This is a genomic window from Streptomyces sp. NPDC001714 (assembly GCF_042892755.1).
Taxonomy (GTDB): domain Bacteria; phylum Actinomycetota; class Actinomycetes; order Streptomycetales; family Streptomycetaceae; genus Streptomyces.
The window spans coordinates 17,571-30,825 of sequence record NZ_JBIAUL010000007.1; the positions used below are offsets into that span (position 1 = coordinate 17,571).

Sequence of the window (13,255 nt, forward strand, 5' to 3'; positions counted from 1 at the left end):
CCGCACGGCCGCGGCGCAAGGCGGTACGGTGGGGCGTGAAGGATGCGGCTACGCGGTCCGAGGAGGGAGCCACCGATGATTCTGCTCCGTCGCCTGCTGGGTGACGTGCTGCGTCGGCAGCGCCAGCGCCAGGGCCGTACTCTGCGCGAAGTCTCCTCGTCCGCCCGAGTCTCACTCGGCTATCTCTCCGAGGTGGAGCGGGGGCAGAAGGAGGCTTCCTCCGAGCTGCTCTCCGCCATCTGCGACGCGTTGGACGTACGGATGTCCGAGCTCATGCGAGAAGTGAGCGACGAGCTCGCCCTCGCGGAGCTGGCCCAGTCCGCCCAGGCCACCGAGCCCGTGCCCACGCCGGTTCGCCCGATGCTGGGTACCGTCTCGGTGACCGGCGTGCCACCGGAACGGGTGACCATCAAGGCGCCCGCCGAGGCGGTGGACGTGGTCGCCGCGTGACGCCTGCGCGGATGTAGACCGACGCGGCGCCGATCCGGCGTCGAAGAAGTGCGCGAGGCCCCGGCCGGGGCCCTCCAGGGAAGACCTGGGGAGGTGCGGCCGGGGCTTTCGTGCGTCCGTGCACGGTGTGCGTCCATTTGCCGGTATCCGCCGATCCAGTCATGGTGGAGGGACGTGACAGGGGGCCGACGACCGGAGACAACGCATGTACGTCGTGAAGAGCCCGCTGTCCGACTCGGACCTGAAGACCGTGGCCGAGGCGCTGCAGGCCGCCCTCGTCGACCTGGTGGACCTGGCGCTGATCGCCAAGCAGGTCCACTGGAACGTGGTCGGCCCCCGCTTCCGTACCGTCCACCTCCAGCTCGACGAGGTCGTGGACACGGCCCGGGCCCACTCCGACACGGTCGCGGAGCGGGCGTCGGCGCTGGGCGTCTCACCAGACGGGCGCGCGGCGACCGTGGCAGCCGGCAGCGGCATCGGGCCGATCGCCGGAGGCTGGGTCAAGGACTCGGACGCGGTGGCGGCCCTGGTCGACGCGCTCGCCGCGGTGATCACCCGGATGCGGGAGTGGGTGACGGCGACCGCGGAGGCCGATCCGGTCTCCCAGGACATCTTCATCGGGATCACGGCTGATCTGGAGAAGCATCACTGGATGTTCCAGGCGGAGAACGCGTAGCAGAGGCCGGTGCCGGTCCACGGCCGTTGCATCGATGAGCCCTCGGTGCGCCTCCCCGGTGGGCCGGGCGGCGTTCTAGCGTCCGGCTGGAGGTGACGGCCATGGTGGGGCGGATAGTGCGCTGGGGGGTTGCGCTGGGGTTCGCGGCGGTGTGGTGGTGGGCCGTGCTGCGGATCACCTTCGCCGACGGCGCCGGGGCGCTGGAAGGGACCGTGGCCGCCGGTGGGTGGGGGCTGAGCCTGCTGCCGGTGAACTGCGTGCCGAGGGCCAAGGCGGCCGGGGCCCTGGGGCCGGCGCGCTGGCGGACGGCCTGGCGGCCGCAGGGGGCTACCAGGGCATTGCCACCCCTCCGTTCGGGCGCAGGATCTGGCCCGTCGTGAACGAGGAGGCGTCGGACGCCAGATAGAGCACGGCGTGCGCGACGTCCGCCGCCTCTCCGACCCGGCCCAGCGGCGACATCCGGGCCATCCGGGCCTCCGTCCGCTGCTGCTCCGCGCTGTCGTCGCGGTCGGTCATCGGGGTGCGGGTCCAGCCGGGGGCGACCGCGTTGACGCGGATGCCCTGCCGGCCGACCTCGTTGGCGAGCGTCTTGGTCAGCTGGACCACGGCCGCCTTGGCCGCGCCGTAGCAGAGCAGACCGGGGCCGCCGGTGTCGATCGCCCCGGAAGCCATGGTGATGATGCTGCCCCCGCTCCGCCCGGCCAGCATCAGCCGCGCCGCCTCCTGGCAGGCGTACAGCACGCCCTTGAAGTTGACGCCCAGCACCCGGTCGAGATCCTCGTCCCTGGTCTCCAGGACCGCGCTGCGGTGCATGATCCCGGCGATCGCCGCCATCACGTCCAGTTGCCCGCAGGACCGCACGGCCTCCCCGAGCCGCGCCCGGTCGGTGACGTCGAGGGTGTGGGTGCGGGCGGTGCCGCCCCGGTCCTTGATCAGCGTCGCCGTCTCGTGCAGGCCGTCCGCGTCCCGGTCGGCACAGTGCACGGTCGCGCCCGCCTCCGCGAGCAGCACGGCCGACGCCCGGCCAATGCCGCCGGCGGCGCCGGTGACGAATGCGGTGCGTCCGCTGAGGTCGTACGCCTTGAGGGGCATGAAGGGACGGTACGAGCGTTTCTGACGGGTCGTCAATTGGTCGTACGGGGGCGGGTGCCCTGGGTGCGCCGGGAACCCGGGGCGGGGGCCGGACCGGTCTGGCAGGCGGGGCACCAGTAGGTGGGGCGCTCGCGGGAGCCGTCGCCCTGGTCGGCGAGCCGGACCGGGGTGTGGCAGCGCAGGCAGGGGCGGGGCGCGCGGCCGTAGACGTAGAGGTCGTGGTCGCGCAGGCCGGTGGTCCGGCGGACCACGCGGTCGCGGTTGGCCTCGAGGAGGCGCTGGGCGAGGCCGGGGAGGATCGCGGCGCGGTCGGCGGGGAGCGCGCCGACCGGGAGCCAGGGGGTCGCGCCGATCAGGAAGCAGAGCTCGCTCTTGTAGATGTTGCCGATCCCGGCGAGGTTGCGCTGGTCCAGCAGGGCCTCGCCGAGCGGCCGGGTCGGGTCCGCGAGGAGGTTGCCGAGGGCGCGGTCGGGGTCCCAGTCGGGGCCCAGCAGGTCGGGGCCGAGGTGGCCCACGGCGCGCTCCTCCTCGCCGGTGCGCAGGAGCTCCAGGACCTGGAGGCGGTACCCGACGGCCGTGCGGTCGGCGGAGGAGAGGATCGCCCGGATCTGGTGCGTGGGACCGCCCCTCCAGCGCTCGCCGGTGCCGTAGACCTTCCAGGCGCCCTCCATCCGCAGGTGCGTGTGCAGGGTCAGGTCGCCCTCGAAACGGGTGAGCAGGTGCTTGCCGCGCGCCGTGGTGCCGAGGACCGTACGGCCGCTGAGGTCGACCGTGGCGTACCTGGGCACCCGGAAGTCGCTGCGGGTCAGCACCTGGCCGGCGAGCGCGTCGTGCAGGCGCCTCGCGGCCTGCCAGACCGTGTCACCTTCGGGCATGGGTCAAGGGTGGCACGAGGTGGCGGAAGGTGAGGTGCGCACCGTGCCTCACGCCCGGAGGCGCAGGCCGCGCGGGGTCGCGATGAATCCCGCTCCCTCCAGGAGGGTACCCAGCGGGGAGGTCAGGGCCGAGGCGCCGTTGACGCGCTGTACCGTCACCGTGCCGAGGGTGCCCGCGCGGGCGGCGGCCGCCAGGGCCTCCGCCGCCGTGCGGAGCCGGGTGTCGTCGGTGATGGCCGTGTCCGGGGCGGCGGGCCAGGCCAGCAGGGTCTTGCCGCCGCGCTCCATGTAGAGCGTCAGCTCGCCGTCGACCAGGACCACCAGCGAGCCGGCCTTGCGGCCCGGTTTGTGTCCGGCGCCGGTTGGAGGCTCGGGCCAGCCGAGGGCGGCGCCGTAGGCGTTCGCCGGGTCGGCCGCGGCGAGCACCACGGCTCTGGGGTCGGGGGCGGCGGGGGTGCGGTTGTGGCGGTTGCCGTAGGTGTACGGGTTCGGGTTGTAGGGGTTCGCGGGACTGCCGCCTCGCGGGCCGCCGTAGCCGGGGGCGGCGAAGGGGTCGGCGGGGGCGAGGTCCTTGGGGGAGACGTAGTCGCCCGGGGCGGTGGGCGGCTCGGGCGGCCAGGTGAAGTCGCCGTCCAGGTCGGGCAGGCCGGACGCGTCGAAGGGGCCGAGGGGGTCGAGGGGGTCCGTGGGAGCGCTGTGGCCGCCGTTCGGGCCGGTGAACGCGGCGGCGCCGGTGGCTCCGGTGCCCCCGAAGCCGCCGCCCGGCAGGCCCTCGCCTCGCTCCCGGGCGTTGGACACCGCGCGCAGCCGGTCGACCGCGCCGTCCATCGCGAACTGGGCCGCGCCCAGGCCCTCCACGACGTAACCCCGGCGCGCCTGACCGCTCTCCTCGAACGCCGACAGGATCCGGTACACCGCAGAGAAGCCGCCCTCGACGCCCTCCGCCGCGACCGCCCCCCGGGTCACCACACCGTGCCGGTCGAGGAGAGTGCGGGCCAGCGCATGGGCGCGCACGGTGGTGTCCGGCTCGCGCTGCGGAAGCAGGGACCAGCGCCCGGCCACGGTCGGCGGGCCGGTCCGGGAGGCGGGCCGGGCGGCGGCCGTCAGGGAGCCGTAGCGGCCGCGCGGTACGGCGCGCTTGGCGCGGTGGGCGGTGGAGCCCGCGGTCCGGCCCGAGCCCAGCAGGGAGCGCATCGGGGCCAGCGTGTCGTTGGTGAGCCGCCCGGACCAGGCCAGGTCCCAGACGGCGTCGGCCAGTTGGGGTTCGGTGGCGTCGGGGTGGGTGGTCGCGCGGACCTGGTCGGCGATCTGACGGAAGAACAGGCCGTAGCCCCCGGAGAGGGCGTCGAGGACGGACCGGTGGAGGGCGGTGAGCTCCAGCGGGTGCGGCGGCGGGAGGAGCACGGGGGCCGCGTCCGCCAGATACAGGGAGACCCAGCCGTCCTTGCCGGGCAGGGCGCCCGCGCCGGCCCACACGATCTCGCCGGCCGCGGTGAGTTCGTCGAGCATCGCCGGCGAGTAGTTCGCCACGCGGGACGGCAGGACCAGCTTCTCCAGAGCCGACGCCGGTACGGAAGCACCCTGCAACTGCTCCACGGCGCGCACCAGTCCGTCGACGCCGCGCAGCCCGTGCCCCTTGCCGATGTGCTGCCACTGCGGCAGGAACTGGGCGAGCGCGGCCGGGGCCACCGGCTCCAGCTCGTGCCGGAGCGCGGCCAGCGAACGGCGGCGCAGCCTGCGCAACACCGCCGCGTCGCACCACTCCTGGCCGATGCCCGCCGGATGGAACTCGCCCTGCACCACCCGCCCGCTCCCGGCGAGCCGCTGCAACGCGCCCTCGGTGACCGCCACCCCGAGCCCGAAGCGGGCGGCCGCGGTGGTCGACGTGAACGGGCCGTGGGTGCGCGCGTACCGCGCGAGGAGGTCGCCGAGCGGGTCCTTCACGGGCTCGGTGAAGGCCTCGGGGACGCCGACGGGCAGGGCGGTGCCGAGGGCGTCGCGCAGCCGGCCCGCGTCCTCGACCGCCGCCCAGTGCTCGGCGCCGGCGATCCGGACCTTGATGGCACGCCGGGAGCCCGCCAGCTCCGACGCCCACTGCGGCTCGGCGCCGCGCTCCGCCAACTCGGCGTCCGTGAGCGGCCCGAGCAGCCGCAGGACGTCGGCGACGCCCTCCGGGTCCTTGATCCGGCGGTCCTCGGCCAGCCACTGGAGCTCGCGCTCCAGCTCGGTCAGCACCTCCGCGTCGAGCAGCTCGCGCAGCTCCGCCTGGCCCAGCAGCTCGGCCAGCAGCCGGGAGTCCAGGGAGAGCGCGGCCGCGCGGCGCTCGGCGAGCGGGGAGTCACCCTCGTACAGGAACTGGGCGACGTAGCCGAAGAGGAGGGAGCGGGCGAACGGGGACGGCTCCGGGGTGGTGACCTCGACGAGGCGGACCTTGCGGGATTCGAGGTCGCCCATCAGCTCGACCAGGCCCGGGACGTCGAAGACGTCCTGGAGGCACTCGCGGACCGCCTCCAGGACGATCGGGAACGAGCCGAACTCGCTCGCCACCTGGAGCAGTTGGGCGGCGCGCTGGCGCTGCTGCCACAGCGGCGTGCGCTTGCCGGGGTTGCGGCGCGGCAGCAGGAGCGCGCGGGCGGCGCATTCGCGGAAACGAGAGGCGAACAGGGCCGAGCCGCCGACCTGGTCGGTGACGATCTGGTCGACCTCGCCCTTGTCGAAGGCGACGTCCGCCGCGCCGACCGGCGCCTGCTCGGAGTCGTACTCCGTACCGGCCTTCGTCGGGGACTGGTCGAGCAGGTCGAGGCCCATCAGGTCGGCGTCCGGCAGCCGCAGCACGATGCCGTCGTCGGCGTGCATGACCTGGGCGTCCATGCCGTACCGCTCGGCCAGCCGGGCGCCGAGGGCGAGCGCCCAGGGGGCGTGGACCTGGGCGCCGAAGGGGGAGTGGACGACGACCCGCCAGTCGCCCAGCTCGTCGCGGAAGCGCTCGACCACGATCGTGCGGTCGTCGGGGACGTGGCCGCAGGCCTCGCGCTGTTCGTCCAGGTACGACAGGACGTTGTCCGCCGCCCACGCGTCCAGGCCCGCCGCGAGGAGGCGCAGCCGGGCTTCGTCCTTGGGGAGGGCGCCGACCTCGCGCAGGAACGCGCCGACCGCGCGGCCCAGTTCGAGCGGGCGGCCCAGCTGGTCGCCCTTCCAGAACGGCAGCCGGCCCGGCACCCCGGGAGCGGGGGAGACCAGGACACGGTCGCGCGTGATGTCCTCGATGCGCCAGGAGCTGGTGCCCAGGGTGAAGACATCGCCCACCCGGGACTCGTACACCATCTCCTCGTCCAGCTCGCCGACCCGTCCGCCGCCCTTCTTGGGGTCGGCGCCGGCCAGGAAGACGCCGAAGAGGCCGCGGTCGGGGATCGTGCCGCCGGAGGTGACGGCGAGCCGCTGGGCGCCCGGGCGGCCGGTGACCGTCCCCGCGACCCGGTCCCAGACCACGCGCGGGCGCAGCTCCGCGAACGCGTCCGACGGGTAGCGGCCCGCGAGCATGTCGAGGACCGCGGTGAACGCCGACTCCGGGAGCGAGGCGAAGGGGGCCGCGCGGCGGACGGTGGCGAGCAGGTCGTCGACCTGCCAGGTGTCCAGCGAGGTCATCGCGACCAGCTGCTGGGCCAGTACGTCGAGAGGGTTGGCCGGGACCTTCAGGGACTCGATGGAGCCGGTGCGCATCCGCTCGGTGACCACGGCCGCCTGCACCAGGTCGCCCCGGTACTTGGGGAAGACCACGCCGGTGGAGACCGCGCCGACCTGGTGCCCCGCGCGGCCGACGCGCTGGAGGCCGGAGGCGACCGACGGCGGGGACTCGACCTGGACGACCAGGTCCACCGCGCCCATGTCGATGCCCAGTTCCAGACTGGAGGTGGCCACCACCGCGGGCAGCCGGCCGGCCTTGAGGTCCTCCTCGACCAGGGCGCGCTGCTCCTTGGAGACCGAGCCGTGGTGCGCGCGGGCGAGGACCGGCGGGGCGCCCTGGGCCGCGCCCGAGCCGCCCATCAGCTCGGCCGGTGAGTGGTGCTCGTCCAGGGGCTCCCCGGTCACGCGCTCGTAGGCGATCTCGTTGAGACGGTTGCACAGCCGCTCCGCCAGCCGACGGGAGTTCGCGAACACGATCGTCGAGCGGTGGGCCTGCACCAGGTCGGCGATCCGCTCCTCCACATGCGGCCAGATCGACGGCTTCTCCGCGCCCTCACTGCCGTTGGTGGCCGGGGAGCCGCCCAGCTCTCCCATGTCCTCCACCGGGACGACGACCGAGAGGTCGAACTCCTTGCCGGACTTCGGCTGGACGATCTCCACCTTGCGGCGCGGCGAGAGATAGCGGGCCACCTCGTCGACCGGGCGGACGGTCGCCGAGAGGCCGATCCGGCGGGCCGGTTTCGGCAGCAGCTCGTCCAGCCGCTCCAGGGAGAGCGCGAGGTGCGCGCCGCGCTTGGTGCCGGCGACCGCGTGCACCTCGTCCAGGATCACCGTCTCGATGCCGGTCAGCGCGTCGCGCGTGGCCGACGTCAGCATCAGGAACAGGGACTCCGGGGTGGTGATCAGGATGTCCGGCGGGCGGGTGGACAGGGCGCGGCGCTCGGCGGCCGGGGTGTCGCCGGAGCGGATGCCGACCTTGACCTCAGGCTCGGGCAGGCCGAGACGGACGGATTCCTGGCGGATGCCGGTCAGCGGGCTGCGCAGGTTCCGCTCGACGTCGACCGCGAGGGCCTTGAGCGGTGACACGTACAGCACGCGGCAGCGCTTCTTCGGGTCGGCCGGGGGCGGGGTGGAGGCCAGCTGGTCCAGGGCGGCGAGGAAGGCGGCCAGCGTCTTGCCGGAGCCGGTCGGGGCGACCACCAGCACGTCCGAGCCCGCGCCGATGGCCTGCCACGCGCCCGCCTGGGCCGCGGTGGGCGCGGAAAACGCCCCCGTGAACCAGCCGCGGGTCGCGGGGGAGAAGCCGTCGAGGGCCCGGTGCGCGGATTTCGCCATGCGTCCATCCTGCACCCGGCCACTGACAACCGGGTCTGACCTGCGGAGACGTGGACGGGCCCCGGCTTCGCCTGCGGCCATTGCGTTCCCACCCGCACCACTCGTGACGGTTTCGTCGTCGGGTGCGGGTGGCCCCTGTGGGGCGGGAGCGCCGCCGGCGGCTGCGCGCAGGGGGGCGGACGGGGGCATCGGCTCAGGAGAGCCGGATGGGGGCAGCGACTCAGGAGAGCCCGATGGGGGCAGCGATCAGGAGGGTCGGGCGGGGGCAGCGGTTCAGGGGGCGGGCGGAGGTGGGGGCCGTGTCGGGCGGTCGGTGGGGTGGGGGCCGTGCCGGGCGGTCGGACGGGAAGCGGAAGGGGGCAGCTGCGGAGGGCGGGTGGGTGGGACGCGGGAACGGCGGGACGTGGAGGAAGGCAGCCGGGGGGGGAGCGGGGAGTGGGGCAGTGGCTGAGGGCGGTCGGGTGGGAGGCGGGGAGCGGGGCAGTGGCTGAGGGCGGTCGGGTGGGAGGCGGGGAGCGGGGCAGCGGTTGAGGGCGGGTGGGTGGGGTGGGGCGGTCGACAATGGGTGTATGACGGGATCGGACGAGCGGGCGCGGCACTGGCGGTACGAGGCGTTGCCCGGTGTCGATCTGCTGCGTGCCCGGTACGTCCGCAAGACGTTCGTGCGGCACACCCATGAGAACTTCGTGATCGCCGCCATCGCGGACGGCGTGGAGGTCTTCCACCACCGGGGCTCCGACGTGTCCGCGGGGGCTGGGGCGCTCGCGCTGGTCAACCCGGACACCCCGCACACCGGCCGGGCCGGGGTGCCCGAGGGCTGGCGGTACGGGGCGGTCTACCCGGCGCCGGACCTCGTGGCGGGGATCGCCGCCGAGACCACCGGGATCCGGGGCACCCCCGGCTTCGTCAGTCCCGTGCTCGACGACCCGTACAGCGTCGCCCTCGTCCACCGGGTGCTGCGCGCCGCCGACGAGGGCAACGCGCTCGCCGCCGACACCCTGCTGCGGGTGGTGGTGACCAGGGTGCTCCGGTTGAACGGCGGCCCGTTGCCGCACCGGCCGGTCCGTACCGCCGGCGCCCGGCTCGCCGCACGCGCGCGTGCCGTGCTCGAGGAGCGGATGGCCGAGCCGCCGACCCTGGAGCGGCTCGCCACCGACCTCGGTACCAGCCCGTTCGCCCTGTTGCGGGCGTTCCGCCACGCCTACGGGATGCCCCCGCACACCTGGCTGACCGACGCCCGGGTGCGCCGCGCCCGGCGGCTGCTGGACGCCGGCACGGCTCCCGCCGAGACGGCCGTCGCGGTGGGCTTCACCGACCAGCCCCACCTCAACCGGCACTTCGCCCGGATCGTCGGCGTCCCGCCGGGCGCCTACCAGCGCGAGCGCAAGAACGTACAAGACGCCCGGGACGGCCGGCCGTAGCGTCCCGGGCGTGGCACGACAGACAGCACTCGCAGACATACGCGGCGAAGGCGGACCGAAGCCGGACTCCGCCGTCGTCCGGGACGCCCTCGGGGTCGGGGTCGCCGTGGGCCTCTCCGGGTTCGCCTTCGGGGTGACCTCGGCGGGCAGCGGGCTCGGCCTGCTCCAGACCTGCACGCTCAGCCTCCTGGTGTTCACCGGCGCCTCCCAGTTCGCCCTGGTGGGCGCGCTCGCGGCCGGTGGCAACCCGCTCACCGCGGCGGCCGGCGCCTTCTTCCTGGGGGTGCGCAACGCGTTCTACGGGCTGCGCCTCTCGCAGGTGCTGGCCCTGCCGCGCGCGGTGCGGCCGTTCGCCGCCCAGTGGGTGATCGACGAGACCACCGCGGTCACCCTGGCCCAGCCGACGCGGCGCGCCGCCCGGATCGGCTTCACCGTCACCGGGCTCAGCCTGTACGTGCTGTGGAACCTCACCACCCTGCTCGGCGCGCTCGGCGCCAAGGCTGTCGGGGACACCGGCGCCTGGGGCCTGGACGCGGCCGGACCCGCCGTCTTCCTGGCCCTGCTCGCCCCCATGCTGAAGACCACGACCGACCGCGCGGTCGCCGCCCTCGCGGTGCTGCTGGGACTCGGCCTGCTGCCCGTGCTGCCGGCCGGGGTGCCGGTCCTGGTGGCCGCGCTGGCGGCACCGGTCGCCCTGTTCGTCTCCGGCAGCCGGTCCGGCCGAGACCGTACCCGCGACGAGGCACCCGAGGAGACCCGGTGAACTTCTGGATCGCGATCGGGGCGACCGCCCTCGGCTGCTACGCCGTCAAGCTCGCCGGCCTGCTGGTTCCCGCGGGGGTGCTGGAACGGCCGGTGGTGCGACGGCTGGCCGCCCTGCTGCCCGTGGCCCTGCTCGCCGCCCTCACGGCCCAGCAGACGTTCGCCGACGGGCACGCGCTCGTGCTGGACGCCCGGGCGGCGGGGCTCGGGGCGGCCGCCGTGGCACTGGTGCTGCGCGCGCCCTTCCTGGTCGTCGTCGGCGTCGCCGTGGTGGTCACGGCGGGGCTGCGCGCCGTCACCGGCTGAGACTGCCGTCACCGGCTGAGACTGCCGTCACCCGACTGCCGTCACTCGACTTCCGTCACCCGACTTCCCTCACCCCACGAACACCCGACTTCGCTCACCCCACGAAGCGGCCGTACGCCCTGAGCGTGTGCAGGGCCTCCATCGTCACCATGGGACGGGCTTCCAGGGCGGCGGCCGGTGCCCACCGGTGCCGGCGGATCGGCCAGCCGCCGTCCGCCTCCTGCCCGGCGATGAGGAAGTCGAGCGAGCGGGTCATCTCCTCGTCGGTGAACCACGCGCGCGCGAGCGAGTCCGGAGACTTGGCGAAGTCGTGCGGGAAGTGGTGCTCGCGCGGGGCGTAGCCAGGTGCGACCGGGTACGCGTCGAGGCGCTCCGGGTCCAGCGCGGCCAGGCGCTGCTCGCGCACCAGGCGGCCCAACCGGTCGGCGGCCGCCTCCGCGCGCGAGCGGTCGGGCACCGTGTCCAGGAAGGCGACCGCCGCCTCGATCTCGTAGGGGTGCGACTTCTCCAGGTACTCGATCGCCTGCCAGCAGAAGTCGGTGGCCCGGAACAGCCACGCGTGCCAGACCTCGTTGCGGTGCAGCAGGCCCACCACCGGACCGGTGGCCAGGAGCTCGCTGGGCGGGTCGTCGACGACCGGGACGAACGGTGCCACCGGATAGCCGCGCTGGCTGGGACGGACCGCCGGCAGCGCTCCGTCCGCCGTGGAGACGGACGTCAGATAGCGGCACACGCGCTCCACCCGCTGCCCGCCGCACCGCTCGACGGCGTCCAGGACCCGCAGCGCGTGTCCGGTGTGCAGCGGCTGGCTCACCGGGCCGCGCAGATCGGGCACCAGCCCGTGTCCGTACCCGCCGTCCTCGTTGCGGTACGCGTCCAGCGCGGTCTCCACCGGATCGGGGTCGCCGTTCAGGAAGTGGTAGGAGAAGAGACGCTGCTCCAGCACGCGCGCGGTGAGCCACATGAACTGCTCGGCGCGGAAGAGCGGGGAGTGCGCCGGGGGCGTAGGGGGGAGTGGGGAAGCTCCGGTTTCGGCCATGCGCAAGACCGTAGGACGGAAAGCGGTCTCGGCAAGCGCTCCCGGGCAGGGCCCACTCTCAGGGGCGGGATACTGGTTTCATGCGGTTGACGGTTTTCTGGCAGCGGATGGCGGAACACTTCGGTTCCGGGTACGCCGACACCTTCGCGCGCGATCATGTGATGACGGAGCTCGGCGGGCTGACGGTGCACGAGGCGCTGGACGCCGGCTGGGCGGCCAAGGACGTGTGGCGCGTGGTCTGCACGGTCATGAACGTTCCGGGGGAGAGGCGCTGACCGTGCACGAAGATCGGATACGGGCCACGCGTTGTCAGTGGCGTGGGCGAGACTTGCACCGTGGCAACCACTGACGAGGACGGGCGGACCGCCCAGGACGCATCCCCGGTCGACACGACGCCGCGCGCCGGATCCCCGGCCGCCGGCGCCGCGGCACCGGCCGCCCGCATGCCCCGCTGGCTGCCGCGCGCCATGGTGCTGGCGCTCGCCCTCGTCGCCGCCTTCCAGCTGGGCAGCTGGGCCTTCCACCAGCTCACCGGCCTGCTGATCAACATCCTCATCGCGTTCTTCCTGGCGCTGGCCATCGAGCCCGCCGTGAGCTGGATGGCCTCGCGCGGCATGCGCCGCGGGTTCGCGACCTTCCTGGTCTTCCTCGGCCTGGCGATCGCCGTCGCGGGGTTCATCACCCTGCTCGGCTCGATGCTGGCCGGACAGATCATCAAGATCGTCGAAGACTTCCCCGACTACCTGGACTCGGTCATCAACTGGGTCAACCACACCTTCCACACCGAACTGAAGCGGGTCGACGTCCAGGAGGGCCTGCTGCACTCCGACTGGCTGCGCAAGTACGCGCAAAACAGCGCGGCGGGTGCGCTCGACGTGTCCGGGCAGGTGCTCGGCGGCCTCTTCCAGCTGCTGACGATCACGCTGTTCGCCTTCTACTTCGCCGCCGACGGCCCCCGGCTGCGCCGCACCCTGTGCTCCGTGCTGCCGCCCGCCCGCCAGGCCGAGGTGCTGCGGGCCTGGGAGATCGCCGTCGACAAGACCGGCGGCTATCTGTACTCGCGCGGTGTGATGGCGCTGATCTCCGGGATCGCGCACTACATCCTGCTGGAGGCCCTAGGCGTGCCGTACGCGCCCGTGCTGGGCGTCTGGGTGGGGCTGGTCTCGCAGTTCATCCCCACCATCGGCACCTATCTCGCGGGTGCCCTGCCGATGCTGATCGCGTTCACCGTCAACCCTCTGTACGCGGTGTGGGTGCTGGTGTTCGTCGTGATCTACCAGCAGTTCGAGAACTACATGCTCCAGCCCAAGCTGACCTCCAAGTCGGTCGACATCCACCCGGCGGTCGCCTTCGGCTCGGTCATCGCGGGCACGGCGCTCCTCGGCGCGGTCGGCGCACTGATCGCCATCCCGGCGGTCGCCACGCTCCAGGCGTTCCTGAGCGCCTATGTGAAGCGGTACGACGTCACGGACGACCCCCGGGTGCACGGGCACCGTCGGCGCGGCACGGGCGGCCCCGGACTGCCCACGCGCACGCGGCGCCTGATGCAGCGCCTGATATGGCAGCGGCCGGCCGAGGAGCCGGAGTCCGAGGGGGGCTCGGCCTGACGGCCGCG

11 protein-coding genes are annotated in these 13,255 nt (G+C 74.0%); 7 read left to right on the plus strand and 4 right to left on the minus strand.

From position 1 onward, the window contains the following. The first annotated feature begins 75 nt into the window (after window positions 1-75). Both ACFY0P_RS19460 and ACFY0P_RS19465 read left to right on the plus strand, forming a co-directional pair. A complete protein-coding gene (locus ACFY0P_RS19460) occupies window positions 76-450 on the plus strand; it encodes a helix-turn-helix transcriptional regulator (protein ID WP_351484950.1) in 375 nt (124 codons plus the stop codon). 205 nt (window positions 451-655) lie between these two features. Next, the gene (locus ACFY0P_RS19465; RefSeq protein WP_388914199.1) at window positions 656-1,126 is read left to right on the plus strand and encodes a Dps family protein; all 471 of its coding nucleotides are present in this window, start codon (window positions 656-658) and stop codon (window positions 1,124-1,126) included. A gap of 327 nt (window positions 1,127-1,453) precedes the next feature. Here the strand turns inward: ACFY0P_RS19465 and ACFY0P_RS19470 are convergent, their stop codons facing one another. The 3 genes from ACFY0P_RS19470 to ACFY0P_RS19480 are packed head-to-tail and all read right to left on the minus strand — an operon-like array spanning window position 1,454 to window position 8,112. Then, the gene (locus ACFY0P_RS19470) at window positions 1,454-2,218 is read right to left on the minus strand and encodes an SDR family NAD(P)-dependent oxidoreductase (protein ID WP_388914202.1); all 765 of its coding nucleotides are present in this window, start codon (window positions 2,216-2,218) and stop codon (window positions 1,454-1,456) included. A gap of 32 nt (window positions 2,219-2,250) precedes the next feature. Continuing rightward, window positions 2,251-3,093 carry an Fpg/Nei family DNA glycosylase gene (locus tag ACFY0P_RS19475; protein ID WP_388914205.1) on the minus strand — a complete coding sequence of 281 codons (843 nt, stop codon included), beginning with the start codon at window positions 3,091-3,093 and terminating at the stop codon, window positions 2,251-2,253. A gap of 48 nt (window positions 3,094-3,141) precedes the next feature. Beyond that, window positions 3,142-8,112, minus strand: coding sequence for an ATP-dependent helicase (locus ACFY0P_RS19480; protein ID WP_388914208.1), 4,971 nt, complete (start codon window positions 8,110-8,112; stop codon window positions 3,142-3,144). A 569-nt stretch (window positions 8,113-8,681) separates the two neighbouring features. Between ACFY0P_RS19480 and ACFY0P_RS19485 the strand changes: the two genes are divergently transcribed. The 3 genes from ACFY0P_RS19485 to ACFY0P_RS19495 are packed head-to-tail and all read left to right on the plus strand — an operon-like array spanning window position 8,682 to window position 10,601. After that, entirely contained in the window at window positions 8,682-9,533 is an 852-nt protein-coding gene (locus tag ACFY0P_RS19485) for an AraC family transcriptional regulator (RefSeq protein WP_388914211.1), read from the plus strand. Window positions 9,534-9,543: 10 nt separating this feature from the next. Beyond that, the gene (locus ACFY0P_RS19490) at window positions 9,544-10,296 is read left to right on the plus strand and encodes an AzlC family ABC transporter permease (RefSeq protein ID WP_388914214.1); all 753 of its coding nucleotides are present in this window, start codon (window positions 9,544-9,546) and stop codon (window positions 10,294-10,296) included. After that, window positions 10,293-10,601, plus strand: coding sequence for an AzlD domain-containing protein (locus ACFY0P_RS19495; protein WP_351484940.1), 309 nt, complete (start codon window positions 10,293-10,295; stop codon window positions 10,599-10,601). Before ACFY0P_RS19490 ends, ACFY0P_RS19495 begins: the two co-directional genes overlap by 4 nt. A 94-nt stretch (window positions 10,602-10,695) precedes the next feature. Here ACFY0P_RS19495 and ACFY0P_RS19500 read toward each other — a convergent pair whose 3' ends face one another. Continuing rightward, window positions 10,696-11,640: a hypothetical protein gene (locus tag ACFY0P_RS19500; protein ID WP_388914218.1), complete on the minus strand. Its 945-nt coding sequence runs from the start codon at window positions 11,638-11,640 to the stop codon at window positions 10,696-10,698. Window positions 11,641-11,720: 80 nt separating this feature from the next. On the opposite strand from ACFY0P_RS19500, the gene ACFY0P_RS19505 reads away from it, so the two are divergent. Continuing rightward, window positions 11,721-11,915: a DUF3046 domain-containing protein gene (locus tag ACFY0P_RS19505; RefSeq protein ID WP_351715548.1), complete on the plus strand. Its 195-nt coding sequence runs from the start codon at window positions 11,721-11,723 to the stop codon at window positions 11,913-11,915. A gap of 60 nt (window positions 11,916-11,975) precedes the next feature. Next, on the plus strand, window positions 11,976-13,247 hold the full coding sequence (locus ACFY0P_RS19510) for an AI-2E family transporter (RefSeq protein ID WP_388914221.1): 1,272 nt from the start codon (window positions 11,976-11,978) through the stop codon (window positions 13,245-13,247). Window positions 13,248-13,255 lie beyond the last annotated feature (8 nt).